Annotated in this window: 25 protein-coding genes; 11 read left to right on the top strand and 14 right to left on the bottom strand. The window is 68.1% G+C overall.

Annotated features, from left to right (window positions below; translation table 11 throughout):
- Window positions 1-13: 13 nt before the first annotated feature.
- Complete coding sequence (locus NCO8_RS09860) at window positions 14-1240, bottom strand: alpha/beta fold hydrolase (RefSeq protein ID WP_067638332.1); 1227 nt, start codon at window positions 1238-1240, stop codon at window positions 14-16.
- 82 nt (window positions 1241-1322) lie between these two features.
- Between NCO8_RS09860 and NCO8_RS09855 the strand changes: the two genes are divergently transcribed.
- Window positions 1323-1937 carry a TetR/AcrR family transcriptional regulator gene (locus NCO8_RS09855; protein WP_210739948.1) on the top strand — a complete coding sequence of 205 codons (615 nt, stop codon included), beginning with the start codon at window positions 1323-1325 and terminating at the stop codon, window positions 1935-1937.
- Here NCO8_RS09855 and NCO8_RS09850 read toward each other — a convergent pair.
- Complete coding sequence (locus NCO8_RS09850) at window positions 1919-2839, bottom strand: zinc-binding dehydrogenase (protein WP_067639927.1); 921 nt, start codon at window positions 2837-2839, stop codon at window positions 1919-1921. The two genes, NCO8_RS09855 and NCO8_RS09850, sit on opposite strands and share 19 nt — an antisense overlap.
- A 95-nt stretch (window positions 2840-2934) precedes the next feature.
- Window positions 2935-6360: an ATP-binding protein gene (locus tag NCO8_RS09845; protein WP_067638328.1), complete on the bottom strand. Its 3426-nt coding sequence runs from the start codon at window positions 6358-6360 to the stop codon at window positions 2935-2937.
- Window positions 6361-6475: 115 nt separating this feature from the next.
- Here NCO8_RS09845 and NCO8_RS09840 point away from each other — a divergent pair, with 115 nt between their 5' ends.
- Window positions 6476-6919: a DUF4267 domain-containing protein gene (locus tag NCO8_RS09840; protein ID WP_167353267.1), complete on the top strand. Its 444-nt coding sequence runs from the start codon at window positions 6476-6478 to the stop codon at window positions 6917-6919.
- A 34-nt stretch (window positions 6920-6953) separates the two neighbouring features.
- On the opposite strand, the gene NCO8_RS09835 is transcribed toward NCO8_RS09840, so the two are convergent.
- Window positions 6954-7475 (bottom strand): YybH family protein, encoded by a 522-nt coding sequence (locus NCO8_RS09835; RefSeq protein ID WP_067638326.1) that lies wholly within the window; start codon window positions 7473-7475, stop codon window positions 6954-6956.
- A 128-nt stretch (window positions 7476-7603) separates the two neighbouring features.
- Between NCO8_RS09835 and NCO8_RS09830 the strand changes: the two genes are divergently transcribed.
- Complete coding sequence (locus tag NCO8_RS09830; RefSeq protein ID WP_312032638.1) at window positions 7604-8557, top strand: endonuclease/exonuclease/phosphatase family protein; 954 nt, start codon at window positions 7604-7606, stop codon at window positions 8555-8557.
- A gap of 3 nt (window positions 8558-8560) precedes the next feature.
- Here the strand turns inward: NCO8_RS09830 and NCO8_RS09825 are convergent, their stop codons facing one another.
- A complete protein-coding gene (locus NCO8_RS09825; RefSeq protein WP_067639921.1) occupies window positions 8561-9145 on the bottom strand; it encodes a TetR/AcrR family transcriptional regulator in 585 nt (194 codons plus the stop codon).
- A gap of 65 nt (window positions 9146-9210) precedes the next feature.
- On the opposite strand from NCO8_RS09825, the gene NCO8_RS09820 reads away from it, so the two are divergent.
- Window positions 9211-10065 (top strand): alpha/beta fold hydrolase, encoded by an 855-nt coding sequence (locus NCO8_RS09820; protein ID WP_067638324.1) that lies wholly within the window; start codon window positions 9211-9213, stop codon window positions 10063-10065.
- Window position 10066: 1 nt separating this feature from the next.
- Here NCO8_RS09820 and NCO8_RS09815 read toward each other — a convergent pair whose 3' ends face one another.
- The 5 genes from NCO8_RS09815 to NCO8_RS09795 form a co-directional block, all read right to left on the bottom strand.
- Window positions 10067-10579: an OsmC family protein gene (locus tag NCO8_RS09815; protein WP_067638322.1), complete on the bottom strand. Its 513-nt coding sequence runs from the start codon at window positions 10577-10579 to the stop codon at window positions 10067-10069.
- A 66-nt stretch (window positions 10580-10645) separates the two neighbouring features.
- The gene (locus NCO8_RS09810) at window positions 10646-11257 is read right to left on the bottom strand and encodes a class I SAM-dependent methyltransferase (RefSeq protein ID WP_067638319.1); all 612 of its coding nucleotides are present in this window, start codon (window positions 11255-11257) and stop codon (window positions 10646-10648) included.
- A gap of 85 nt (window positions 11258-11342) precedes the next feature.
- Window positions 11343-12428: a metallophosphoesterase gene (locus NCO8_RS09805; RefSeq protein WP_067638317.1), complete on the bottom strand. Its 1086-nt coding sequence runs from the start codon at window positions 12426-12428 to the stop codon at window positions 11343-11345.
- A 136-nt stretch (window positions 12429-12564) separates the two neighbouring features.
- Window positions 12565-13209, bottom strand: coding sequence for a methyltransferase domain-containing protein (locus NCO8_RS09800; RefSeq protein WP_245655297.1), 645 nt, complete (start codon window positions 13207-13209; stop codon window positions 12565-12567).
- Between the two features lie 487 nt (window positions 13210-13696).
- The gene (locus NCO8_RS09795; protein WP_067638313.1) at window positions 13697-14812 is read right to left on the bottom strand and encodes an acyl-CoA dehydrogenase family protein; all 1116 of its coding nucleotides are present in this window, start codon (window positions 14810-14812) and stop codon (window positions 13697-13699) included.
- A gap of 91 nt (window positions 14813-14903) precedes the next feature.
- Here NCO8_RS09795 and NCO8_RS09790 point away from each other — a divergent pair, with 91 nt between their 5' ends.
- From NCO8_RS09790 to NCO8_RS09780, 3 genes are all read left to right on the top strand, one after another.
- Window positions 14904-15593: a winged helix-turn-helix transcriptional regulator gene (locus tag NCO8_RS09790; RefSeq protein WP_067639919.1), complete on the top strand. Its 690-nt coding sequence runs from the start codon at window positions 14904-14906 to the stop codon at window positions 15591-15593.
- A 100-nt stretch (window positions 15594-15693) separates the two neighbouring features.
- Window positions 15694-15927: a hypothetical protein gene (locus tag NCO8_RS09785; protein ID WP_067638311.1), complete on the top strand. Its 234-nt coding sequence runs from the start codon at window positions 15694-15696 to the stop codon at window positions 15925-15927.
- Window positions 15928-15987: 60 nt separating this feature from the next.
- Window positions 15988-17181, top strand: a complete 1194-nt coding sequence (locus NCO8_RS09780) for a site-specific integrase (protein ID WP_067638309.1) — start codon at window positions 15988-15990, stop codon at window positions 17179-17181.
- A 144-nt stretch (window positions 17182-17325) separates the two neighbouring features.
- Here NCO8_RS09780 and NCO8_RS09775 read toward each other — a convergent pair whose 3' ends face one another.
- The 4 genes from NCO8_RS09775 to NCO8_RS09760 all read right to left on the bottom strand — a co-directional run bounded on the left by NCO8_RS09775 (window position 17326) and on the right by NCO8_RS09760 (window position 21174).
- A complete protein-coding gene (locus NCO8_RS09775; RefSeq protein ID WP_067638307.1) occupies window positions 17326-17685 on the bottom strand; it encodes a DUF3703 domain-containing protein in 360 nt (119 codons plus the stop codon).
- 71 nt (window positions 17686-17756) lie between these two features.
- Complete coding sequence (locus NCO8_RS09770; RefSeq protein WP_067638305.1) at window positions 17757-18479, bottom strand: AraC family transcriptional regulator; 723 nt, start codon at window positions 18477-18479, stop codon at window positions 17757-17759.
- Window positions 18480-18765: 286 nt separating this feature from the next.
- Entirely contained in the window at window positions 18766-19719 is a 954-nt protein-coding gene (locus tag NCO8_RS09765) for a haloalkane dehalogenase (protein ID WP_281201977.1), read from the bottom strand.
- Window positions 19720-19812: 93 nt separating this feature from the next.
- Complete coding sequence (locus NCO8_RS09760; protein ID WP_157104859.1) at window positions 19813-21174, bottom strand: aminotransferase-like domain-containing protein; 1362 nt, start codon at window positions 21172-21174, stop codon at window positions 19813-19815.
- Window positions 21175-21295: 121 nt separating this feature from the next.
- Between NCO8_RS09760 and NCO8_RS09755 the strand changes: the two genes are divergently transcribed.
- Genes NCO8_RS09755 through NCO8_RS09740 form a run of 4 tightly spaced genes read left to right on the top strand, consistent with a single transcriptional unit; the run spans window position 21296 to window position 25924 of the window.
- Complete coding sequence (locus NCO8_RS09755) at window positions 21296-22138, top strand: nitrilase-related carbon-nitrogen hydrolase (RefSeq protein ID WP_174550327.1); 843 nt, start codon at window positions 21296-21298, stop codon at window positions 22136-22138.
- A 16-nt stretch (window positions 22139-22154) separates the two neighbouring features.
- A complete protein-coding gene (hydA, locus tag NCO8_RS09750; RefSeq protein ID WP_067638297.1) occupies window positions 22155-23576 on the top strand; it encodes a dihydropyrimidinase in 1422 nt (473 codons plus the stop codon).
- A 9-nt stretch (window positions 23577-23585) separates the two neighbouring features.
- Window positions 23586-24611, top strand: a complete 1026-nt coding sequence (locus NCO8_RS09745) for a TIGR03842 family LLM class F420-dependent oxidoreductase (protein ID WP_067638295.1) — start codon at window positions 23586-23588, stop codon at window positions 24609-24611.
- Window positions 24608-25924 carry an aspartate aminotransferase family protein gene (locus NCO8_RS09740; protein ID WP_067638293.1) on the top strand — a complete coding sequence of 439 codons (1317 nt, stop codon included), beginning with the start codon at window positions 24608-24610 and terminating at the stop codon, window positions 25922-25924. The genes NCO8_RS09745 and NCO8_RS09740 overlap by 4 nt, the downstream gene beginning before the upstream one ends.
- Window positions 25925-25940: the final 16 nt, after the last annotated feature.

The following is a 25940-nucleotide window of genomic DNA, read 5'->3' as shown; positions in this document are numbered from 1 at the left end:
GGAGGCAAGGCCGTCAGGAGCCTCGCACAGTCGCGGCCAACGCCTCGTCTGCGAGCGCTTTCGCCGCCTCTCGCGGTGCGTGGTGGGCGAGGGCGGTGACGAGATGGCGGATTCCTTGCCGCATGCCCGGTGCGAGGCGGGCGTGGCGTGCCACGTCGAGCTCGTTGGCGATGGTGAGGACGGCGAAGGCGTGCAGGTCGTCCCCGGTGATCGTGACCGGTCCGCCGGTGAAGCGGTCGGTGACCCGCAGTGACGGTTTCCCGAGTTCACGGTAGGTCGGTGTGCGGGCGCAGGCGCCGTAGAGATAGACCGATTCCTCGGCAGGACAACCGATCACCTCGGCCAATCGGTGTCGCCGCGTGGTCGGTAAGAGTGCCGTGGCGAACCCGTCCGTGCCGTAGGTGGCGTGGCAGATCGCGGCGAGCCGGGTGCGTAGTGGGGCGTTCCACTCCGCGGTGACGGCATGCACGCGCCGCAGGTGATCGAGCAGGTTCCCGCCCGGGTGCTCGACGCGTTCGGCGCCGAGTGCTCGCTGGAATTCGAATGCCGCGCGCACGGTGTCCTCGTCGAGACAGGTATCGGCGTGCACCGCGATGAGATCCGCGAGTTCTTGCGGTGCGTCGCGGGCAACCAGGTGCCCTGCTTCGGCGATCACGGCGGTGGTGACGCGCCGGTTCGCCCGTCGCAGACGGTGCACATCGTCGTCGGCGAGGAAGGAGCGGCCGCCGCGCACGAGCAGGATGGGCAGGTCCACTGTGCCGATGGTGCTGAGCAATGCGGGCCCGGATCCGAGGATGTCGTCGGTGAGGTCCTCGAGGCTCGCGCCGAAGCCCTGGTCGCGCAACCAGGTTCGTGTCGGCTCCGGATCCGGATCGGGAACGACATCCACGAGGATCAGCCCGGCGACCCTGGATCGGACGGCAGGTTCGGCCAGCGCCGCCATGGCGGCGAAGCCGCCGAGGGAGGCTCCGGCGACCACCACGGGTCCGGACTCACGGCCGATCAGCGCGGCCACGTCGTCGGCGAGCGGCCGAAGCGTGGTGACCTGCCCGGAACTCTCGCCGTGGCCGCGCAGGTCCACCGCAACGGTGCGGTAGCCACGCGCCCCGAGCCGTGCCGCGATCGGCGACCACACGCCGCGACGCTCTCCCCCGGCGTGCAGCAGCAGGACCGTGGGTCCATGGCCGTGGACCGTGGCGCGCAGTGTGGCATCGCCGAGGACGATATCGGTATGGATCATCGCGGTACCCCAAACCTTGACGTGTCCAGGTAACGGTAGGCCTCGCGACCTTGGCCGGTCAAGGTAGTGTGACGATGTGAGCATGCCGAGAGTGCGGAGGCGTCCCGAGGAGGCGCGTCAGGCGATCCTCGACGCCGCCGCGACGCTCCTGGCCGAGGGCGGCCCCGCGGCCGTGCAGGTCCGTGCGGTCGCCGCCCGCGTCGGCATGACCGACGCGGGCGTCACCCATCACTTCCGGAACCGGCAGACCCTGCTCACCGAACTCCTGCGGCACGGCGGCCGCCGGCTCCGAGCGGGCCTCGCGAACATCGTCGCGGGGTGGCTGGACGACAACGCCGACCTGCCCGCACTCATCACCGCACTCCACGACTTCTACCGCGGCGGCTACGCCGATCTGGCCGTCGCCCTGCACGCCGCGGGTTGGCGTGACCGGGGCAGCGGCATGCTCGACCCCGTCGTCGAGGCCCTGCACCGTGCCCGCCCACCGGGCAGTTGCCTCGACGACACCCGCCACGCTGTCGCGGCTCTGCATCAGGCCGTGGCGATGGATGTCCGCTACGGCAACGCTTTCCGGCGCAGCGCCGGGCTCACCGACGCCGCCGCGACCTTCGACGCACACGCACAGTGGTGGGCACACCACCTCGAAACCACCCTCGGCTTGTCCGCGCCCGGCCGGGCTCAGGGTTCGAGCACGTAACGACCGCGCGCCCCACCTTCGGCCATGGCCCGGTGGGCGTCGGCGGCCCGGTCCAGCGGCAGGACCGCGTGCACCCGCGTGGGCAATCGGCCTGCCGCGGCGAGGGCGAGCAGCTGCCCCAAGCGCGGTCCGTCCGATCGCACCATCAGCACGTTCACGGTGATCCCCCGCTCCACCGCGGGCACGATATTGGGCCGGACACCGACGAACACTCCACCGTCGCGGACCGGTTTCAGGCCCCACGTCTGCTGCGGGGTGGCGTCGACGACCGCGTCCCACCCGGGCTCGACCGCGGTCACGAAGTCGGCGCCGAGTCCACGCACGAACTGTTCGTCGGCCGCTTTGGCCAGACCGGTGACCCGCCAGCCGCGGTCGGGTGCGAGCGCGGCGACACCGGCCCCGATGGCACCGGCGGCTCCGATCACCAGCAGCCGGTCACCGTCGGCGGGTGCGTCGCCGAGCATGTCGAGGATCTGTGCGGCGCTCAGACCACTGAGCGGCACCGTGGCTGCCGTGACCAGGTCGAGCCCGTCCGGCACCACTGCGAGGTCGGTGGCGGGCACGACGAGTTGTTCGGCGTAGGTGCCGAAGTCGCGGTCGAAGCCGAGCACGACACCGGCGACTCGGGTCCCGACGGCCAGGTCGACGCCGGGTCCGGTGGCCAGGACGGTGCCGGCGAAGTCCCAGCCCAGTCCGGTGTGTTCGGGTTGGTCGATCATCCCGAGATCGTGGAAGAAGCCGCTGACCACACCGAGGTCGGTGGGGTTGACGGGTGCGGCCGCGACGCCCACCCGAACCTCACCGGGTCCGGGCTCGACGACGGGCACGTCGATGATCTCGATCGAGTCCGGTCCGGCCGGTGTGCGGACGACGGCGGCCCGGAAAGTTCCGGCTGTGTTCATGATTCGCTCCTCCATCAGTGCTGATGGATTCCAGCCTGCTCGGGCGACTTGGAAGGGAGTTGGAGCCGAATCGGACGTCACCGTGACCTGCTCTGTCAGGTGCGGATCGCCGCGGCGGCGCGTGCCCTGGCTTCGGTGGACCAGTGTGGTGCGTTCCACCGTTCGGCGATGTCGGCTGCCTGCGCGAAATGCGCGGCCGCCTCGTCGCCACGACCGAGGAACACCGCGAGTTCGCCCAGTACGTGCGCGACCGGGCGCACGGCGAGCGACACGCTCTCCGCGCCCGCGGGCGGACCGTCGCGGTGTGGCAGCAGGTCCGTGTAGACCCGTTCGGCACCGTCGCGGTCGTTCACGGCGATCAGGGCCAGCGCGCGCAGGCTCGTCAGGAAGGTGAAGAAGAAGTCGGCTCGGATCGGGGCCGGTGGTGTGGGCACTACTTCGTTGCCGCGACCCGCGGCGTGCAGTGCCAGTGTCAGCAGGTCGGTGACCATCGGGCCGAGCGCGGCGTGGAAGGCGCGGACCTCGTCCAGATGGGCGCCGAGGGTGCCGTCGTTGATCCAGATCGCCGCGCGGGCGATGCGGAGGAACCCGGCGGCGTGCACCGATCCGGCGCGTTCCATGCGCTGGGTGGCTGTGATGTAGCGGCGTTCGGCGTCGGCGAACCGTCCCTCGATCAGTACCAGTGTGGCCAGGGCGATCTCGGCTGCGCCGACCGCTTCGGGCATCCGGTAGGCGCGGGCCAGGTCACGCGCTTGTTCACTGACGCGACGCATGGTCGTCGGATCGTTGGCGGCGGCGGCACCGGCAGCCAGGTTGAGCAGGGCGGTGATGCGGTACACGGGCAGGTCGTGTTCGGTGCCGATCGCCAGGAGTTCCCGCGAGTACTCCTGCCGACCGGAGGCGCGCGCCAGGATCAGCAGGGCGGCGGCGCGCAGACCCGGGGAGGTCGCCGACTCGAGTGCTTCCAGGGCCGCTGGCATGACCGTCGGATCGTCTTCGCCGACCAGCTCGTGGGTGTAGGCGATGAGCAGATGAGCGCGCACCTCGCGGTCGAGATCGGTGCGGGTGAGCAACCGGGCGAGCCGTTCGACGATCGGGCGGTCGACCGTGCCGTACATCCGGGACTGCCACGGTGTCGGTTCGGTCCAGGCGGTGAACGCGGCGATCATCAGATCCTCACGTCCCAGCGACTCGGCGAACTCCACGGCCTCCTCGCGCGTGCGCCTGGCGCCCGCGATGGACCCGGCCCTGACCTGTGCTCGCAGCAGTCTGCCGAGCAGATCCACCCGTTCGTCGGGTTCGCGGGCAGCGACGACGGCGTCGGTGAGCAGCGCGACCGCCACATCGTGGGCGTAGCGCGCCTCGGCCAGTTCCGCGGCTTGCACGCAGTACCCGACGGCTTTCGGCGATCCGGCCCGCGCCCAGTGGTGTGCCAGGGCGACGATGTCGCCGGAGCCTTCGAGCGCCGCGGCGATCCGTCCATGCATCCTCGTCGTGCGCGCCCGGCTGACACCGGTGACCAGGGTGTCTCTGACCAGGGCGTGCACGAACCGGACCCGACCGGGCCCCGGTTCGTCGAGCAGCCCGGCGATGACGCCCGCGTCCACGGCGTCGAGCACGCCGTCCTCGTCGGTGTCGGCGGCGCGCACGAGCACGTCGACCGAGCATTCGCGACCGGCCACCGCCGCCAACCGCAGCACGGACACACCGCTGTCGGGCAACCGTGCGAGCCGTCGCCGCAGCACGTCGCGGACACCCTCGGGAACCTCCGAGAGCGCGACCAAAGCGCCTTCACCGTTGAGCAGGCGGGCGGTCTCGCGCACGTAGAAGGGGTTGCCGCCGGTTCTTTCGGCGATTCCGGCCACGGTCGAGTCGTCGGTGTCGCATTCGGTCCGCACGAGTTCGGCGACGGCGTCGCGGTCGAGTCCGGGCAGGTCGAGCCGCAGTGGGGCGGTGCGGGCCAGGGTGGCGAGTGTTTCGGTGAGGCGCTCGCTTTCGTCCGAACGGTAGGCGGCGACGATCAGGATCGGGGCCTTGGTGTCGATGCCGCCGGTGAGCAGTTCCAGGGTGGCGGCGTCGGCCCAGTGCAGGTCGTCCAGGACGACGGCGACGGGACGGTTGGTGGCGGCTACGGCGAGCCAGGCCCACACGGCTCGCCGGAGCCGGAATCGTCCGGCTGCCGCGTCACCGTGTGCGGGCGCGGAGTCGCCCAGCAGTGGAGCCAGATCGTCGGAGAACGGTTGTGGCGCAGTGCTTTCGGCGATCGATCGCAGCACTTCGACCCAGGCCCAGGCCGGTGGTGCGCTGTCGACGTCAGGGCAGCGCCCGGCGGCTACGAGCCAGCCGTCGAGGGTGAGTGTCGTGGCGAGGTGCTCGAGCAGGGTCGACTTGCCCTGTCCCGCTTCGCCGGTGATCAGGGCGGTTCTCGCGCCGTCGGTGATCGCTTGCTCGGCGGCTCTGGTCAGGGCTGCGAGTTCGTGGTCGCGTCCGACAAACGGGGTGGGCGACCGGCCGTTGTCGAATACCGTTGCCGCTGAGTGCGATCCGACGCTCCCGGAGTAGTTATTACCCGGGTCGACCGCACCTGGTCCGGCCGCACCTGGTCCGGCCGCACCGGAGCGGACTTCGCCGGAGTCAACCGCGCCGGGGCTGACTTTGCCCACCTCTGCCTCACGGCCGCCGCCCGCAGCCGCAGCATCTTCGCGCGCATTCCGGCTCCTGGGCAGCACAGTCCGCTGTGAGGACGCCACCGGAACCGCCGCACGCAGGAAGTTCGTGCGCTGAGCCAGGATCGCCTCTTCCAGTTCCACCAGGTCCGGGCCCGGATCGAGGCCGAGCTCATCGGCGAACAGGGTTCGGGCGCGACGCAGTGCGGTCAGCGCATCGGCCTGACGCCCACTGCCCCACAGCGCCAGCGCGTGCAGCCGCCACCCTTCCTCGCGCAGGGGTTCGTCGCGGGTGAGGGTCTCGGTGTCGGGAACGACCGTCGCGGCCCGGCCCAGGCGCAGACCTGCATCGATGTGCAGTTCGCGCGCGACCAGGCGCAACTCGTGCAGCCGTGCTGTTTCGGCGGCCACCCACGGCTCGTCGGCGACCTCGGCGAACGCGGGACCGCGCCACAGCGCCAATGCCTCGTCCAGCCGGGCGCGCGTGTCGTCGGGATCGGTGAGTGTGCGAGCTTGTTCGAGCAGTTCCTCGAAACGCCAGGCGTCCACCGCGTGCTCGGGCAGGTGCAGCGCGTAACCGGGTGCGGCGCTCACCAGCAGACGGGCCGGTGCCCGTGGTGGTCGGTCCGGTTCCAGCAGGCGGCGCAAGTTCGACACATACGCCTGCAACGACGCCAACGCCCGCGACGGTGCTTCCCCACGCCAGAGGTCTTCGACCAGCCGGTCCACCGGCACCACTTGCCCGCGCGCGGCCACCAGCAGTGCGAGCACACCGCGTTGACGCGGGCCACCGAGGGGAAGCGGTTCGCCACCGACCTCGGCCGCAAACGAGCCCAACACCCGGATCAAGACCATGACCAGCCATATCGTACGCGCGCCGACCCGCACGGTTCCAAGTCGGCTCCAACTGCCTTCCAAAGCTCGGCGAGCAGTCTCGTTCACATCGAAACCCGTTGAAAGGCAGGACAGTATGAGCATCAGCACCCAGGGCACGCGGATCGGCACAGTGGGACGAAAGGTGGTCACGAGGTATCGGGTCACCACCGTGATGGCCGTGATCTGCGCGGCGGCACCGTTGTATTTCGGGCTGAGCTTCCTGCTCGCTCCCGAGAGTTCGCCCGCCGGTTTCGGCATCACGCCGTGGCCCACCGGCAATGCCGACGGCTATTTCGTCGTCAAGGGCGTACGCGATATCTCTGTCGCCGCGGTGGCGTTCCTCGTGCTCGCCCTCGGCCACCGTCGCGTCCTCGGCTGGATCGTGCTGATCAATGCGGTGATCCCGTTCGGCGACGCAATGGCCGTGGTGACGCACGGCGGAACGATGACGACAGCGCTGACCGTGCATATTTCGGCAATGCTGTTCCTCGTGCTGACAGCCGCACTGCTGCTCACGGAACGCCCCGCGCGCGCCTAGCCGAAACCGGAGCAGGTCGGTGTGGTCGTCTCGATCACACCGACCTGCCGGCTGCCCTGCGCACACCGAACCGCGCAAGCAGCGCCCGCGCCGCGAGACCGAAGATCGTCCTGCCCGCATCGGCGGGCGCGTCTTTGCTCGGCGCGCACCAGACTTGAAAGGTCTTGGGGCTCATCGGAATCGAGATGTGCTCGTGCGTGATCACCCATCGACCGTCCACCCGCCGGAGGCAGACGGTTTCGCGCACCCAGATCGACAATTCGATGCCGCCCTTGTGCTTGCCGGAATCCAGATGGAGCATATTGGCGAAGGCCACGTCTCCGTCGACGGCGATCGTCAGCTCATGCGTTTCCAGATCGATCGGCCCGTCGTACCCGTCGAACCACCGCAGAAAGTTCGCCCGCACCTCCTCGGTTCCCGAAAACCGCAGCGGCGCGACAGCATCGTAGTAGACGACGTCCTGCGCATAGAACGACATCGCCGCGTCGATATCCTTCGATTCGTGCGCCCGGGTACGACTTTCCAAGAACTCCCTGATCTCGGTCTCACCCGACATCCCGCATCTCCTTCCGCAACCTTCGGACCTTTTCGGTAGTCCGACGAGACAGCGACAACGAATGTGAGGTCCCCGCCGAGCGCACCCCGGAGTTCGGAAAGTCTCGCTGCACGTGTTTGGCTGGCCTGGTGAGCGCGCGGATTGTTCGGATCGGGGTCGGGGTGGTTGCCGGGGTGGCGACGCTGGCCGGAATCGCCGGTGTGGCGTTGCATTTTTGGCGGTGGGATGTGGAGCCGCTTGTGTTGGCGGCGTCGGCGGCACCGTATCTGATGTGCGGTGCGGTGGTGGGGGCCGCTGGTTTCGCGGGCATCAAGCAGTGGGTGGCTGTCGGGGTGGCGGGGATCGTGGTCGCCGCCGGTCTGGCGACCCAGGCACCGCTGTACTTCGCCGATGGTGGTGGCGAGGGGCCTGCGATCATGGCGATGCAGGCCAATCTGCTGTTCGACGGTGCCGATCCGGTGGTGCTCGTGAACGAGGTGCGAGCGCGGGATATCGCCGTGCTCACCGTCAACGAGCTCACCCGCCCTGCGGTCGATGACCTGGGTCGTGCGGGTCTGGATGCCCTGCTCCCGTACCGCTACCTGGCACCCGGTCAGACCGCGAGTGGGACCGGGATCTGGAGCCGATACCCGTTGTCCGACACCGTCGAATACGACGGATACGTCCTCAACCAGATCTCGGCGATTGCCACCGTTCCCGAGGTCGGCCCGGTCACGGTGTATGCCTTCCACCCGGTCCCGCCGATCTACGACACGCGTGTTTGGGCCGATGAACTGTCCCGGCTTCGGCAGGTGCTGGACGGCGCGCCCGCCGATCGTCCGGTGCTCGTCGGCGGCGATTTCAATGCCACCCACGACCATGCCCGGTTCCGCGCTATTGCCTCGGGTCGCTACGCCGACGCGGCCGCCCAGGCGGGCGCGGGCCATCTGGTCACCTATCCGACAGACAAATCGATTCCCCCGTTGGTCGGCATCGACCATTTCCTACTCGCCGACGCGCACGCCACGAACGTGGAAACAGTTGATCTTCCCGGCGCCGACCATCGAGCCCTGGTAGCGCGCATCGTCTTTCCCGCTCGGTAAGAACTACGACTCGGCCCGAATCAGCACCGCCTCGACCCGGGCCCGCATCGCATTCCCGGCCGCCAGCAGCGGTTCGGCCGAGCGCAATGTCCGGCCGAGCACGAACGCCCCTTCCAGCGCGGACAGAATCGCCAGCACAAGATCGCGTGCTTCGTCCTGGACCAGTCCACGACGCACGAAATACGTGGTGCCCTGATCGATCCAGTCCGCGACGACCTCGGCCACCACCTCCCGCAGGTCCGGTTCGGAGTCGGCGATCTCGCCCGCCACGGTCCCGACGGGACACATATTGATCCACCCGGATTCCTCGAGCGTGCGGGCGGCGTCGGCGAACGCGGACGACACCGCGACGGCGAGGTCCTCGTGCGGGTCCATCAGCAGCGGCAGCAACTGGATGTAGGCGGCACCGGAATCGCGCAGCGCCACCGCGGCGATCTGCGGTTTGCCCTGCGGGAAGTGGTGATAGAGCGAGCCCATCGGCGCGTCGGCGGCGGCGGTGATCTGCTTGACCGTGATCGCGCTGTACCCGTGCGTGCGCATCAGTTCGGCGACGGCGGTGACCAGGCGTTCCCGGGTGGGCGTTGACATCTTCTCCCTCACCGCTCCAGACTAGAGCAAACGCACTAGAGTGTTCGCTCTAACTGGAGGTTCTCATGCCGTCCGTCGAACTGCCCGCCGGCCGCATCCACTACACAGAGCGTGGGGAGGGACCGCCGGTCGTGCTGCTGCACGGCTTGTTGATGAACCACCGGGTCTGGGATTCGGTCATCGATCTGCTGCCCACCGGGTTCCGCTATGTGCTGCCGGACCTGCCGTTGGGCGCGCACCCCGAGCCGCTGCGACCGGGCACCGACCTGAGTCTGCGCGGGCTCAATCAGCTGATCGCGGACTTCCTCACCGCTCTCGACCTGCACGATGTCACCCTCGTGCACTCGGACTGGGGTGGTGGACTGTTCCTGACCGCCTACGGTCTCGACGAGCGGGTGGGTCGGCTGATCGTCTTCCCCAGCGAGGCATTCGACAACTTCCCGCCCGGCCTGCCCGGCAAATCCGCGATCCTCGCCTCCTACCTGCCGGGCGGTATCACCTTGGCCCTGCGCCAGTTGCGCGTGCGCTGGTTGCGCGAGACTCCACTGCTGTTCGGCTGGATGGCGAAATTCCCTCTGTCGGACGAGCTCGTGCGCGCCTGGACCGACCCCGGTCTGCGCGATGCCGGTATCCGCCGCGACCTGCTCGCCTACACCCGCTCCGGTTTCGACAAGGCCGAATTGATCGCCGCAACCGAAGCGCTGCAACACTTCCGGGGTGAGGCATTGATCCTGTGGTCGTCGGCGGGCAAGGTGATGCCCCGCGAGCACGGCCGTCGCCTCGCCGACCTGATGCCCCGCGCCCGACTGGTCGAGATCGACGACGCCTACGTGTTGTCGATGCTCGACCAGCCGAACGCGGTCGCCGCCGCTGTCACCGAGTTCCTCACCAGCACAACGGTCCGCCCGACGGAACGGTGAGTCAGCCGACCTCGAGGGTGGTGTTCACCGGGGTGGCGCCGGTCGTCGAATCGAGCACGGGGCAGTGTGCGTCGACGGCTTCCCGCAGTTCTGCGTAGCGCTGCGGTGTCTCGGGGCCGTTGATCCGCACGGTGACCCGCACCGCCTGGAACCCCGCACGCACCGTGTCATCGATGCCGAAGAACCCGCGCACATCCAGGTCGCCTTCGGCGGTGATCTCGAGATCGTCGACGCTGATCCCGAGTCGCTCCGCCCAGAATCGGTAGGTCACCACCTGGCAGGAAACGAGTGCCGCCAGATACACCTCCACCGGATTGGCGGCGGTGTCGGCGCCGCCGAGCGCGGGCGGTTCGTCCACGCGCACCGTGTGGGTGCGCGCGGTGACCACGCTGCCCACCGTGCCCTCGGGCGTCGCCGCCGCACGGAACACCACGTGCGCATTGGCGGTATCGAGGGCCACCGCTTTCGCTGTCGCTTCGGAAATGCTGTTCAAGGCCGCGAGCTGACTGGTCATGCCCGCACGCTATCGACGCGTAGATGCCTGGCCAACCGATGATTTCCGGGTGATTTCAACCCCTGCTCAACGGGCGACCCCCAGCGACAATGCCGCGAAGGTTTTCGGGGTTCCGGGTTGATAGAACCGGTCGAGTTCCACTATTTCGAATCCGGCGTCGGCGATCAGCGCGGGGATGTCGCGCGTCAGGTGGCACCCGCCCGCGATCCGCTGCTGGATCGGATCGAGGCGGTGCTGCCATACCCGAACCGACTCGTCCGGCGCCAACCCGTGCTCGACGAAATGCAAGGTGCCGCCGGGCTTGAGCACCCGCCGGATCTCGGCGAGCGCCGCCGCGACATCGGGAATCGTGCACAACGTGAACGTCGACAGTGCGGTGTCGAAACTGCCGTCCCCGAACGGCAGTGCCTGCCCGTCCAATCCGGCCCGCTCGATCGGAACCCCGCTGGCCGCAACCTTTTTCGCCGCGATCTTCCACCCCACCTCAGCGGGCTCGACCCCGCTGACCCGCTCCACCGTCTCGGGATAGAACCCCACATTGTTCCCGGACCCGAACCCCACCTCCACCACATTCCCCCGCAACCCGGAACACACCCGCCGCCGCAGTGAGTCGTTCACCCGCGCCCCACACACCTTGTCGGTGAGATGCGGAAGAACCCGATCGGTATAAAAGCCCATCCCCCGATCATCCTCGCCGACCAGCCACCAGAAAAGACCCGATAAGCGTCAGCCGCACGACCGGCGAAGCTCAGTCAGAGTCGGTTCAGGCGAGGTGGCGGTCGAAGACCTGGGTGCTCGAGCCGGTGGCCGGGTCGACCGTGACGACGCGGGCGCGCATCGAGTCGGGGTGCAGGTCCAGAACCATGAAGCCCAGTTCGTGATGGGTTTGATAGAGGGCGTTGTGGCGGCCGGCGGGTTCGCCTGGCTGGCCGGTGGAGGTTTTGGCCGAGGCGCCGGAGATGATCTGACGGGTGCCCTTGGTGGCGGGGGTGGGTTCGAGGATCTGCATGGTGTGGTCGTGGCCGGACAGCAGCAGCGAGACCTTGCCAAGGACGTGGTCTTCGAAGAAGCGTTTGGCGTGGATGCCGTTGAGCGGTTCGATCGGCAGGCCCTCGTAGTTGCCCGCGTCGCCGTGGGAGCCGTTGCTCAGGTAGGGGTGGTGGGTGCAGGCGATCTTCCACTGCGCGGTCGACTCGGCCAGGGCCCGGTCGAGCCAGGCGCGCTGTTCGTTCATGTAGGGGCCGTCGACCGCCCAGTACGGGTCGAACACGGGCGGAATGTAGGCGGCCAGCGGGTTCACGTCGAGAACGAAGAACTCCACGACAGGGTTCTGCTCGGGTACGCGCAGCGAGTAGTAGCGGCTCGGCATCCACCAGCGCGGCGAATGGGCGTGATAGGCCACCTCGTGGTTGCCGCGCGGCAGCCAGCCGCCGTCGCCGGGAAACACCGAACTGGTGTCGTGGTTGCCGAGCACCATCGCCCACGGGAAGTCCAGGCCGGTGTTGGGGTCCTCGAATTTCGTCGCGAACTGGATGTCGTCGGGCCCGTTCGGACCGGAGTCGTAGATGTTGTCGCCGAGGCCGACCGCGAGCGAAAACGGTTCGCGCGCATGGAATTCCCGTGCCGCATCGGCCACCGCCCACTGTGTGCGCGTCCCGGTCCCGGCGTCGCCGGTGACCAGCACCCGCACCCCGCGCCCCGCCGTCGGCGGGAATTTCGCCACCGCGGCGGGCACCGCACCGGCCGGGGTGAGCCCGACCAACGTCAGACCCGCGACGACACCGGCCGCGCCCGCGAGAACCTCGCGCCGGCCCATACCGTTCGACCGCACGTTGAGCTGCTCGTCCATGCTCACCTTTCCGAGTTCACCCGTCGACCGCTCGATCGAAGCACAACACCCCGGCCGCTACGGCACCGCATCCAGCGCGTTTCGATGAACAATAGAACAACATGGACGATCGCCCAGTTAGCGTCGTGGAATTTTGCTAGCTGCGGGTCGCACTCTCTCTCGCCCGACGGCACATCAGCATCTGAGCGGCCCCGACCTGGAATTCGTAGTCGACATCGACAACTCGGCAGTCGACACCGTCGTCGGCCAGTTCGGAAATCAACGCACGCAGTCGTTGGTACGGGGTGCGCGAACCGATTGGGACAAGCGGGAACACCCTGAGCTCGGTACCGATCCGCAGCAGTTCGATGATGGCTCGACGATGGAACTCGGGATCGAGATCGTCGGCGTAGCAGAAGAGAAGGTGTGAACTCAGCACGAGGTCGACACTGTTGTCCGCGAACGGCAGCTGCGGCAACCGTCCCGGAACGTAGCGTTGCGGATGCGAACCGCTGTGGGCGGCGAACTGCCGGGCCGACTCGGAGCGTGCCCGGCGATGCGCGTCGGGATCGGCGAAGAACTCCCACCGATAATCCTGCGCGTGTGCGCGAACGAAGTCGTTGCCGCGTTCGGCCTCGGCAACCGCGGTCGCCGCCACCTTCGCCGACCCGTCACCGAAATAGGCGACATCGCATGCGGTCACGTCCCCACCCCGAGCACACACCTCGGCGGTGAAACCCGCAGCACTACCGGGACAATCGAGGATCCGGCGGCGCAGATCCTGCTCGCTGAGCGCGAACATCGCCCGATACTCGTCCAGCGAACGAGAACTGACCAAGATCTCCCCGAACCCACCGGTTCCCGAAGCTGAAGTGCTGTCGCCCATCTGTCGACCTCTCTATCCAGGACCGCCGCCCGGACCCGTCCAGATGTCGTCACGACAAGCACCCGACCGCCCGCGAGGCGGCCACGCAACAACGGCGCCGACCGCTACCGGACCGGCCACCACTGCTGCGCAAACATCATCACGGCCCGAGTACACCAGCCGCTCCTTCCTCCCGCAACCACATTCCGCCGCGCCCGCGCCCGCGATCTCCTCCAGCACCGGAAGCCCGCTCATTGTGCGGACTGCCCGCCGGAAGGTGGAGGAGTGCACCGCAGGGCGGCGTCATTGCGGATCCGGATGGGCCGGCACCGCGCCCGCGGCTGCAATGTCACTGAGGCGAACAGGCCGATGCGGAGCCGGCACCGAGGAACTCCCAGCTCGCTGCGCCGCAAGCGGGATCGCACTACCCGATCGGGTTGTGCCCCAGCAGGACTCGCCCCGTGAAGCGGGTCTGTTTGGGACGGGGCAGGGGATGGAACTGGCAGCCGAGGACATCGCGGTAGAGGCGTTCGAGGTCGCAGGTGCGGGAGTAGCCGGCGCCGCCGGTGGTTTCGATGGCCAGGCGGACGGTCGTGATGAGAGCCTCGGCGGCGACGGTTTTGCGGCTGAGGGCGCGGGCGGCGTAGGCGTCGGTGTTGGGGAAGGTGAGGTCGGCGGCGTCGGTGAACATGGCGGTGACGACGTCGTCGGCGGTGGTGTGGGCGTTGAGCATCTCGCCCGCGGTCTGCAGGGTGTGGTCGTCGGCGCGCCCGCGCAGTAGGTGGGCGGTGAGGGCGACCGCCGCGTCGGCGATGCCGAGGTAGGCGGCCAGGATCAGGGGCAGGGCGGCGCCCATCACGACATTCAGCACGGTGGGCCACGCACCGGCGGGCCGGATCAGCGACACCGCCGCCGCGGGCACGAACACGTCGTCGAGCACCACGGTGTGCGATCCGCTGGCCCGCAAACCCAGTGTGTCCCAGGTCTTCTCGATCCGCACACCAGCCGCCGACATCGGGATCGCACAGTGCAGCACCTGGTTCCCTTCGAGGCGGACGCTGGTGACGAGCACGTCGCCCACCTCGCATCCGCTCGCGGGCGCTTTGCGCGCATTCACCCGGTACCCGCCGTCCACCGGCACGGCCATTCCGTTGGAATCCACCCAGTCCGAGGCGCCGGTGCTGACGAGAATCGCCCCACCGACAACCTTCGCGAACACGCCCGAGGCGTCGATACCGTGCTTGTGCCGCCACACCTGCGCGGCGACCAGATGCGAATGCATCGCGAACGCCACCGCCGTCGACGGATCGTGGGCGCCGAGCTCACGCAGCACCGCTCCCATTTCGGTATGCGTGGCCCCGCCGCCCCCGAATTCGGCCGGAACGAGCGCGGCCGAGAGCCCGGAAGAGCGCAGCAGGTCGAAGGCGGCGACGGAGATCTCGCCGGTGCGGTCGCGCTCGGCGACCTCGGTGCGCAGGGTTTCACCGATCGTGCGGGCCAGGGCGACCCGGTCGGTTGCGGAAGTAATCGTGGAAGTCATGTTTCGAAAGGTAGGGACGGGCGCGATAACCGGATAGTCCAGAAAGTGGACTCCCCCGGTCCAATATCTGGACCCCGTCGGCGAGGTGATGATGACGAGCACAACCCCCAGCTACGCCCAGTACTGCCCCATTTCGCGTGCCCTCGACGTGCTCGGTGAACGCTGGTCGCTGCTCATCGCCCGCGACCTGTTCCTGGGCACCACCCGATTCAACGATCTGGCCCGCGGCCTGCCCGGCCTGTCGCGCAGCCTGCTGGCCAAACGGCTGCGCCAGTTCGAACGCGCGGGCCTGGTCGACAAGCTCGGCACCGAGTACGTGCTCACCGAGGCGGGCCGGGACCTGGAACCGATCCTGTTCGGCCTCGGCGAGTGGGGTGCGCGGTGGACCTTCGGCGAACCACGCCCCGACGAACGTGACGCGGCCCTGCTCGTGTGGTGGATGCACAACCGCCTCGACACCACACAACTGCCGGGTCGCCGTCAGGTGCTCGCGGTCCGGTTCACCGACGATCCGCGCCGATTCTGGATCGTGGTCGAGGCCGGCGCGGCGTCGGTGTGCGAGACGGATCCGGGATATCCGGTCGATGTCACCATCAGCGCCGACGTGGCCGGTTTGTACGAGGTGTGGCTCGGCCGGTTGCCGCTGACGCACGCCCAGCACACCGGACGGGTGCGGTTCATCGGCCCGCACGCGGTAACCCGCCGGATGCCGGATGTGCTGCGGTTGAGCCCGGTCGCCGGGTACGTGCGCGCGACCACTCAGCAGGCCCGAGCCTCCTGAAACCGGACTTATTACGCAAATCCGAACAAAACGTGTCTGTTATCACTCCGTGGCCTATCGTGTTGGCAACGGCCGTGACCACAACGTTATTGTTCGAGTCATGGTACGTACCGGAGCAGAGCAGACAGAACCGGACGAACCGAATGTTCCTCTCCCCCAGCAGCATCCGGCACGTCTCGAACTAGTCGGCGATACCGACACCCCCGAACCCGCGGCATCGGCGGACGACGGATTCCCTCGCCTCGGCGACACCAGCTTCCTCACCGGCGCGGCCAAGCACCGCCTCGCCGCGTTCATCCACACCAAGCTCGCCGAACTCGAGGAACTGCCCTGACCCGGATTAAGCTGGGCGCGCCGTAGATCAGCGGCGACGACGCGGGCGAGGAGGGCTGCGGTGAGCGAGGCGGTCGTGCTACCCGAACGGGTCCGCACCGAACTACGCCGCGGCGTGCGCAGCGTCCTGATCGACACCGCCGCACTACGGCTCGTCGGTGAACGCTTCGACGACGACCAAGCGGGCGCGCTACGCCGCTATCTCGAAGCATCACAGTCGGCCAACACCTTGCGCGCGTACCGCACCGACTGGATCGCGTGGGCGGGCTGGTGCGCGGGCGAACACCGCCAGGCGCTGCCCGCCGACCCCCTGGACGTGGCGGTGTATCTGGCCGCGGCCGCCGACGCCCGCCGCGAGAACGGCACGTGGGCATTCAGCCCCGCCACCCTCGACCGCAAATCCGCCGCTATCTCCGCCGTGCACGCGGCCAACGGTTTGCCCTCCCCGACCAGGTCCGACGTCGTGCGCCTCACCCTGCGTGGCATCCGGCGCACCCGCCGCACCCCACCGACCCGCAAACGCCCGGTCCTGCTGCACACCCTCGAACAGCTCCTCGCCGAACTCCCCGCCCCCGGCTGGCCGACCGAACCGGCCCGCCGCCGCGACGCCCTCGCCCTGCTGGTCGGTTTCGCCGGTGCGCTGCGACGCAGCGAACTGGCCGCCCTGCGCATCGGCGACGTCCAGGTACGCACCGATCACCACACCGGTGAACCACTGCTGATCGTGCACCTGCCGACCACCAAAACCGACCCCACCGGCGCGAGCGAACAGCGCGTCGCCCTGCCACGCGGTAAACACCCGCACACCTGCCCCGTCTGCGCCTTCGCCGACTGGGTGCAGCTCCTCGAAAACCATTCCAGCACAGCTGATCTGCGCACTTGGGTCACCGCGAACCCGATCACCGACACCACCATCCACCGCTGCCACGGCTTCACCGGCACCACGCTGAGCGGCGACCCCCACCGCCCCTTGTTCCCCACTGTCAACCGGCACGGCACCATCGCCCCCACCGCCCTGTCCGGCCGCGCCGTCGCCGAACTGGTCAAACGCTACGCCGCCCGCGCAGGCCTCGACCCCGACCTGTTCTCCGGCCACTCCCTACGCGCCGGTTTCGCCACCCAAGCCGCTCTCGGCGGCGCCAGCGACCGCGAAATCATGCGCCAGGGCCGCTGGTCCAACCCGCGCACCGTCCACGGCTACATCCGCACCGCCAACCCCCTCGAAGACAACGCCGTCACCAAACTCGGCCTCTGACACGCGGTGATGCCGGGTTCGCGGTTCGTGTTCTCCTCGATCGTGCCGTGGTCCCTGCCGTCGGGTACTTCGGTTCGGTACCGAATGCGGCAGGAGGTTCGCGGCGGGGCGTCGGAGCCGCTCACGACAACGGCGGGGTCTTCGTCATCGTGCGGCGGTAGCACCCGCGGCAAGTATGGCAAGGAGATCTTCAGGGATCGGCATGGGCGTGAAGGGGCCGACATCTGACCTACCGTTGTTGCCGAGCGGCGCGCGGCCGGTTGCGGACGCGATGCCGCCGAACGCGAGTCGGAGCACCTGGCCGACGACTTCATGACGGTCGCGGCAGCGGATGGCGAGTCGGAGCATCTCCCAATGTGCGCGAGTGTGCGGCCACGCCCACTCCTGCGACAGGATGTGGGCCCGTTCGAGGGCGTGCCACATCTCGTCGATATCAGTGGTCAGGCGAGCGCGGTTCAGTTCGGCTTCGAACGCGGATCGGACGCCGGCAGGCATGCGGGACATGGGGACCTCCTGAGTTGGATTGCCTCCCGACAGCGTTGCTGTCCACCGCGGCGCCTGCTTGAACAAACCTGCTACGGGCCGTCGAGTTCGTCCACCAACCGCAGCTGCCCGAAGTGCGACGGGGCTGCGCCGAACATGCTGTGGCAGACGCGGTTCAGATGGGCGCTGTCGGCGAATCCGGCACCATGAGCGGCCTCGGTGAGGGTCCGACCTGCGGCGAACAGCCGGATTGCGTGCTGCATCCGCAGCCAACGCACGTACGCCCGGAACGGAAGCCCCACTTCGGCCGAGAACAGGTGCGCCAGTCGGCTCTCCGACAGCCCCGCCCGATGGGCGAGTTCACCGAACCGCACCGGGCCGTCGGCGAGGAGCCCGGGCAAATCGGCCAAGGAACGGCGCACCGCCGGATGCCAGGCGCTACGGCCGGGCTCGCCGGCGCCGGTGACAAGGGCAGTCATTCCGATCGGGCCGCAGCTGAACATCGCCCCGTGACGCACCCAGACATCGACCGCATCCGCGGGATCGCGACACAGCGCGGTCGCCACCGCCGCTTCGGGCGCCAAGTGGATCAATGTCGCCGAGGCGGTGCCCTCGACGACTCGGTGGCTGGTGTTCGGCGGAATCACCGCGGCCCGGCAGCTCGCGGTCGATCCGTGTGCGTCACCGATACGGAACGCGGACTCGCTCTGCATGATCTGCACCGTGTGGTGCGCATGCAGCGCCGTGGTTCCGACCTCACCCGTCAGCACCATCAACCCGGGCCGCAACAGCATCGTCCCGATCCATCCGGTCATGTGTTCTGCCCAGGAGCGGCCCGATACGCTGGGCCACCGACCGCGCGGTGCGAAGACTGCATGGTCGAAGTATGGCAATGCCACCAGCCCCCACCCGAGAACCGCGAGTGCGATTCAGGGGTGGTGCGCTCGCCTTCGACTGGCCGATGCGGGTGAGTCCGTCTTCTTCGAAGCGGCGCCGAAGGGGCAGTCGGCTGCCTGGGCGGCGCATTCGATCCGATGGCCGGGGGCGCGCACCCTTACTGCGGATAGCCGAGGTGGCTGACAAACGCCGCAGCGCACAGGGTCAGACCAGCGCCTCGGCATGATGTACCTGCCGGCGCAGATCATTGCGGTCGAGCCACTCGCAGATGGCAGCCGCCAGCAGATCCGGCTGATCCTCGGGAGTGTGGTGGCCGGCGACCTCGTCGTACTGCCGAATATGCAGGGCGGAAATGGTTTTCGCGCACCAGTCGATGACGGCGGGTTCGGTCATCGCACCGTAGGCGGGGGTGAAGTTCACCATCAGCTTCGGCACGTCCGGGCTGGACGCGAGCCATTCGTCGTACGCTTCGGCGCGCGCGACGACATCGGTCGGCGTTCCGTCCAGCGGCATCGATCGGGCGAAGCGCAGCACGGGAATTCTGCTCTCCCGCGTCGGGAACGGGCGCTGGTACACCGCCAGGTCGGCGGGCTCGAGCCGATCCGAGATGGTGGCGAGCCCGTCTCGGACGAACGAATCCTCGAGGAAGATGGACTCGCCCACACCGTCGGTCCGGATCGCACGCCACAGATCGCGACCGGCTTCGGGGAACTCCTCCCAGCTCATGGGTTTGATGATGGTCTCGGTGAACGCGACCCCGCGCACCCGATCCGGATGCCGTGCTGCCCAGTCGAAGGCGAGCGCGCCACCCCAGTCGTGGCCGACAAGCACCATACTGTCCAACCCCATCGCCTCGATCCAGGCATCCAGGTAGCGCGCATGGTCGTCGAAGCTGTAGTCGATCGCAGGCTTTCCCGACTCGCCCATGCCGATCAGGTCAGGAGCGAGCAGGCGACCGGCGCCGACACCGGGCAGAACATTGCGCCACAGGTACGACGAGGTGGGGTTGCCGTGCAGGAACACGATCGGTGCGCCGGTGCCGGTTTCACGGTGGTAGATGGTCGAGTCGAGTACACGGGTGACAGGCATGGTGGTCCTTTCAGCGGTGGAGACAGGAGGCGATCCCGATCGACAGGGTCGGGCGGAATCGGCCGTCAGTTAGTTGACTAACTGACCCCGACATTAGCGAGCGCCTCCCTGTTTTGTCCAGAGTTAGTTGGACAACTCACCTAGAAGGGCGGGCAGGCCTCGTCAACGCCCTGTATGCAACGAGAAGTACTCCGATTGCCGCGGTGGCTGGGCAGCAGTGGCGAGGATTCGTGCCACATCGTCGATGCCGTCCCGCAAGGGTGCGACGGTCACACGCACCGCCTGCGGCTGACCCGCCTCCTCACCCACCAGGAAAGGACCGCCCGGAGCCACCCGAATACCGTTGGCCGCCAGGTGAACCAGCGCCGAGCGTTCATCCGTCACCGGCACCCAGGCATTGAGTCCGTCCCCGTCGGCGACCGCCACACCGTGCCGGCTCAAAGCGCCGGTGAGTGCGCGTCGCCGACTGGCGTACTCCGTACGCGCTTGCGAGACAGTGCTGTTCGCGGTGTCGTCACGCAGGAGTTCGTACAGCAGACGTTGCAGGATGCGCGGTGTCCAGCCTGGGCCGAGCATGCGGGTGGCGACGATGCGGTCGATCACCTCCTCGGGGCCCGAGAGGGCGGCGATGCGCAGGTCGGGGCCGTGGGATTTGGAGAAACTCCGCACGTGCAGCACCTGGTCGGGTAGCCAGCGGCCGAGGCTGATGTCGGGGGCGGCGACGATCGCACCAGAATGGTCGTCCTCGACGACCATGCACCGATGCTCGCTGCGACCGAGGATCCTGGCGAGCGTCTCGGCGCGCTCGGCGGTCATGGACGCACCGGTCGGATTCTGGGCACGTGGCTGCAGGACGGCGGCGGCGGGCGCGAGCGTGAGAGCGCGCGCCAATTCGTCCGGCAGCACACCGTTTTCATCCATCGCCACCGGGACGGCCTGTACACCGATGGTGTCGAGGTAGTCGAGGAAATGCGGGAAGGTCGGGTTCTCGACGATCACCCGATCACCGAAGCGCACCACCGCGGCCAGGCTGCGCGCCACCGCGTCCATCGCCCCGTCGACGACGGTCAACCCACCCGACCCCGTCGGCCAGTCGGCCTGCAGCAGCCGACCGAGCTCGGGAACCACCGGTGGCTGGTGATAGTCGGTGCTCTCCGCACGCGAAGCCACCTGCGCGAGAAGCGATCCGACCTCGGGGAGCAGGGCGGGATCGGGCGTGCCGAGCGACAGATCCAGGCGCGCGGACTCGGCCCCACCGGTCATACCGCCCGCACGCGTCGGGGCCGCGCGAGGCACCCCGGTGACGAAGGTTCCGCTGCGCCCCTTGGAAACAACCAGCCCGGCCTGGGCCAGCGCCCGCCACCCGTGGCTCACGGTCGCCGGACTCACTCCCAGCTGCGCGGACAGTTCGCGCACCGTGGGGAGCCGATCACCCGGGCGCAGTTCACCGCTGGTGATGAGCCGGGCGATCGCACCGGCGATCCCGGCGGGCGTCGGATCATCGATCCGGATCTTCTTGTCCACTTTTCCCTCGCCGTCGGCCCCTCGAGATTTACACTTCCCGGCATTGGGTGAAACATTCAAGAAATGTTTAGTGCTGACGATAACATAACCCAAATCCTAGGCAGGAGATCGACCGGTGACGATCATCAAAGCAGCCATCACACAGGCCACCTGGACCGGCGACAAAGAATCGATGCTCGCCAAACATGAGAAGTTCGTCGAGCAGGCAGCCGCCGAAGGCGTTCAGGTGATCTGCTTCCAGGAACTGTTCTACGGGCCGTATTTCGGCAATGTGCAGGACAAGAAGTACTACGAATACGCCGAATCGGTGCCGGGCCCCACCACCGAACGGTTCGCCGCCTTGGCGCGTGAGCACAACATCGTGATCGTGCTGCCGGTGTACGAGGAAGACCAGCCCGGTGTCCTCTACAACACCGCCGCCGTGATCGACGCCGACGGCACCTACCTGGGCAAATACCGCAAGCACCACATCCCCCACCTGCCCAGCTTCTGGGAGAAGTTCTACTTCCGGCCCGGCAACCTCGGCTACCCGGTGTTCGACACCGCCGTCGGCAAGATCGGCGTCTACATCTGCTACGACCGCCACTTCCCCGAAGGCTGGCGCGCCCTCGGCTTGGCCGGCGCAGAACTCGTCTTCAACCCCTCGGCCACCAAACCCGGCCTGTCCAACCGGCTCTGGGAACTCGAACAGCCGGCCGCGGCGGCCGCCAATCAGTACTTCATCGCCGCCAACAACCGGATCGGCACCGAGAGCGACGAATTCGGCGACGACGCGGTGACCTTCTACGGCAGTTCCTACTTCGTCGACCCGCGCGGCAATTTCGTCGGCGAGGTCGCATCCACCGGCACCGAGGAACTGGTGATCCGCGAGATCGACCTCGACGTGGTGCGGGAGGTGCGTGGCGACTGGCAGTTCTACCGCGACCGCCGCCCCGACTCCTACTCCTCGATCGTGGCGCCCTGAGCCGGAAAGGATCACCGTGGCAACAACATTGATCACCGGCGGCACCGTCGTCTCGGCGACCGGGCGCGGCGCGGCCGATGTGCTCATCGACGGTGAACGCATCGTCGCCCTCCTCGAACCCGGCAGCACCGTCCTCGGTGCGAATCTGACGGAAACGGTCGATCGCGTGATCGACGCGACCGGCAAATACGTCATCCCCGGCGGCATCGACGCCCACACCCACATGTCGATGCCCTTCGGCGGCACCACCGCCGCCGACACCTTCGAAACCGGCACCCGCGCCGCCGCCTGGGGCGGGACGACCACCATCATCGACTTCGCTGTCCAGAAATTCGGTGAGCGAGTCCAGGACAGCCTGCAGACCTGGCACGACATGGCCGCGGGCGAATGCGCGATCGACTACTCGTTCCACCAGATCATCGGCGACGTCAACGACGAATCCCTGCGCGCCATGCGCGAACTGCCCGGCGAAGGCATCAGCAGCTTCAAACTGTTCATGGCCTACCCCGGCGTGTTCTACAGCGACGACGCCCAGATCCTGCGCGCCATGCAGACCGGCGCCGACACCGGCCTGCTCACCATGATGCACGCCGAGAACGGGCCCGCGATCGACGTGCTCGTCGGCCAGCTGCTCGCCCAGGGCAAGACCGACCCCTACTACCACGGCATCGCGCGCGCCTGGGAGCTCGAGGAGGAGGCCACCCACCGGGCGATCATGCTCGCCAAACTCACCGGCGCGCCGCTGTATGTGGTGCACGTGTCGGCCAAGCAGGCCGTCGCCCAGCTCGCCGCCGCACGCGACCGCGGCCAGAACGTCTTCGGTGAGACCTGCCCGCAGTACCTGTACCTGTCGCTGGAGGACCAGCTGGGCGCGCCGGGTTTCGAGGGCGCCAAATGGGTGTGCTCCACGCCGCTGCGTTCCAAGCACGACCACCACCAGGACGAAGCGTGGCAGGCGTTGCGCACCAACGACCTGCAGATGGTGTCCACCGATCACTGCCCGTTCTGCATGAAGGGGCAGAAGGACATGGGCATCGGCGACTTCTCCAAGATCCCCAACGGCATCGGCTCCGTCGAACACCGCATGGATCTCATGTACCAGGGTGTGGTCGACGGCAAGATCAGCCTCGAACGCTGGGTGGAGATCACCGCGACCACCCCCGCGCGCATGTTCGGGCTATACGGCCGCAAGGGCGTCCTTGCCCCCGGCGCCGACGCCGACGTGGTGATCTACGACCCCGACGGCCATACCTCCATCGGCGTCGACGCCACCCACCACATGAACATGGACCACTCCGCCTGGGAGGGCTACGAGATCGACGGCCACGTCGACACCGTGCTCTCGCGAGGCAAGGTCGTCGTCGACGACAACACCTACCTCGGCCGCAAAGGCGACGGACGTTTCGTCCGCCGCGACCCCTGCCAATACCTCATCTAGGGAGCCACCATGCAATTCGGAGCGGTCCTGCAGTGCGACCCGCCTGCGGCGCGCACGGTGCACCTGGCCAAACTCGCCGAAGCGCACGGCTTCAGCCACCTGTGGACGTTCGACTCCCACATCCTGTGGCAGGAACCGTACGTGCTCTACAGCCAGATCCTCAACGAGACCAAACGCATCACCGTCGGCCCCATGGTCACCAACCCCGCCACCCGCGACTGGACGGTCACCGCCTCCACCTACGCCACCCTCAACGAGGCCTACGGCAACCGCACCATCTGCGGCATCGGCCGCGGCGACTCCGCGGTCCGGGTGGGCGGCGGCAAACCGACCACCCTGGCGACCCTGCGTGAATCCATCCGGGTCATCAAGGAACTCGCCAACTCCCGCCCGGTGGAAGTCGACGGACGGGTGCTGCAATTCCCGTGGAGCACGGGCTCGACCCTCGACGTGTGGGTCGCCGCCTACGGGCCCAAAGCCCTCCAGCTCACCGGTGAGGTCGCCGACGGGTTCATCCTCCAGCTCGCCGACCTCGATATCGCCGAATGGATGATCCGCACCGTCAAGGACGCGGCCGCCGCCGCGGGGCGCGACCCCGACGCGGTCAAGATCTGTGTGGCCGCACCCATGTACATCGGTACCGACCGGCCCCACATGCGTGACCAGTGCCGCTGGTTCGGCGGCATGGTCGGCAACCACGTCGCCGACATCGTCGCCCGTTACGGCGAATCCGGGTCCGTCCCACCGGCATTGACCGACTACATCGCCGGTCGCGAAGGCTACGACTACAACCAGCACGGCCGCGCGGGCAACACCCACGCCGCCTTCGTCACCGACGACATCGTCGACCGGTTCTGTGTCCTCGGCACCGCCGAAGAACATCTGAAGAAGCTGCAGCGCCTCGCCGAACTCGGTGTCGACCAGTTCGCGGGCTATCTCCAACACGACAACAAGGAGGAGACCATGCGCGTCTACGGCGAGACCGTCATCCCCAGCATGACCAAACACATCACCGCGATGAAGGCGGCATCATGACCGCCGCCGACACCGCGACCGACCTCGACGCCCTGGCCTACCGGCTCGACCGCGACCACGTCTTCCACTCCTGGTCCGCCCAGGCCGCACTGCAACCACTCGTCATCGCGGGCGGACGCGGCTGCACCGTGTGGGACCACGCCGGCCGCGAATACCTCGACCTGTCCAGCCAACTCGTCAACGTCAATATCGGCCACCAGCACCCGGCGGTCACCCGGGCCATCGCCGAGCAGGCCGCCCAGCTCACCACCATCTCCCCCGCCACCGCCAACCTCGCCAGAGGACAAGCGGCACAGCGCATCTCTGCTCTGGCGCCGGACGGCTTCGACAAGGTGTTCTTCACCAACGGCGGCGCCGACGCCATCGAGAACGCCATCCGGATGGCCCGCCTGCACACCGGCCGCGACAAGGTGCTCTCCACCTACCGCTCCTACCACGGCAACACCGGTGCCGCCGTGGTCGCCACCGGCGACTGGCGGCGCGTACCCAATGAATTCGCCCGCGGGCACGTCCACTTCTTCGGCCCCTACCTGTACCGCAGCGAATTCTGGTCCGAGACAGCCGAACAGGAATGCGAACGCGCCCTGCACCACCTGGAAAGGGTGATCCAGTGCGAAGGCCCCGCCTCCATCGCGGCCATCCTGCTCGAAAGCGTGCCAGGAACCGCCGGTGTGCTCGTCCCACCGCCGGGCTACCTCGCCGGTGTGCGTGAGATCGCCGACCGCTACGGCATCCTGCTGATCCTCGACGAGGTGATGGCAGGCTTCGGGCGCACCGGCGCCTGGTTCGCGTTCTCCCGCCACGATGTCGTCCCCGACCTGATCACCTTCGCCAAGGGCGTGAACTCCGGTTACGTCCCGGTCGGCGGCGTCATCATCTCCGACCCCGTGGCACACACCTTCGACGACACCGTGTTCCCCGGCGGCCTCACCTACAGCGGTCACCCCCTGGCCGCCGCCTCCATCGTCGCCGCACTCGACGCCATGGCATCCGAGGGCATCGTCGCCAACGCCGAGCGCGTCGGCCGCGAAACCCTCGGCCCCGCACTACGAGCCCTCGCCGACGACTTCCCCGTCATCGGCGAGGTACGCGGCGAAGGCGTGTTCTGGGCACTCGAACTCGTCGCCGACCCGCACACCCGAACCCCCGTCCCCGCCGCGACCATGGGCAAGCTCAAAACCGGTCTGCTCGAACGCGGCGTGCTCCCGTTCATCGCCGACAACCGCCTGCACGTGGTGCCGCCCTGCGTCATCACCGACGCCGAGGCCACCGCGGGCGTCGCCGCGATTCGTGACGTACTCGCCGGACTCTGAAGACAAGGAAACGACC

Source organism: Nocardia coubleae NBRC 108252, assembly GCF_001612805.1.
Taxonomy (GTDB): domain Bacteria; phylum Actinomycetota; class Actinomycetes; order Mycobacteriales; family Mycobacteriaceae; genus Nocardia; species Nocardia coubleae.
The sequence above is the reverse complement of the archived record's forward strand: the minus strand, read 5'-3'. Positions and strand labels throughout refer to the sequence as shown.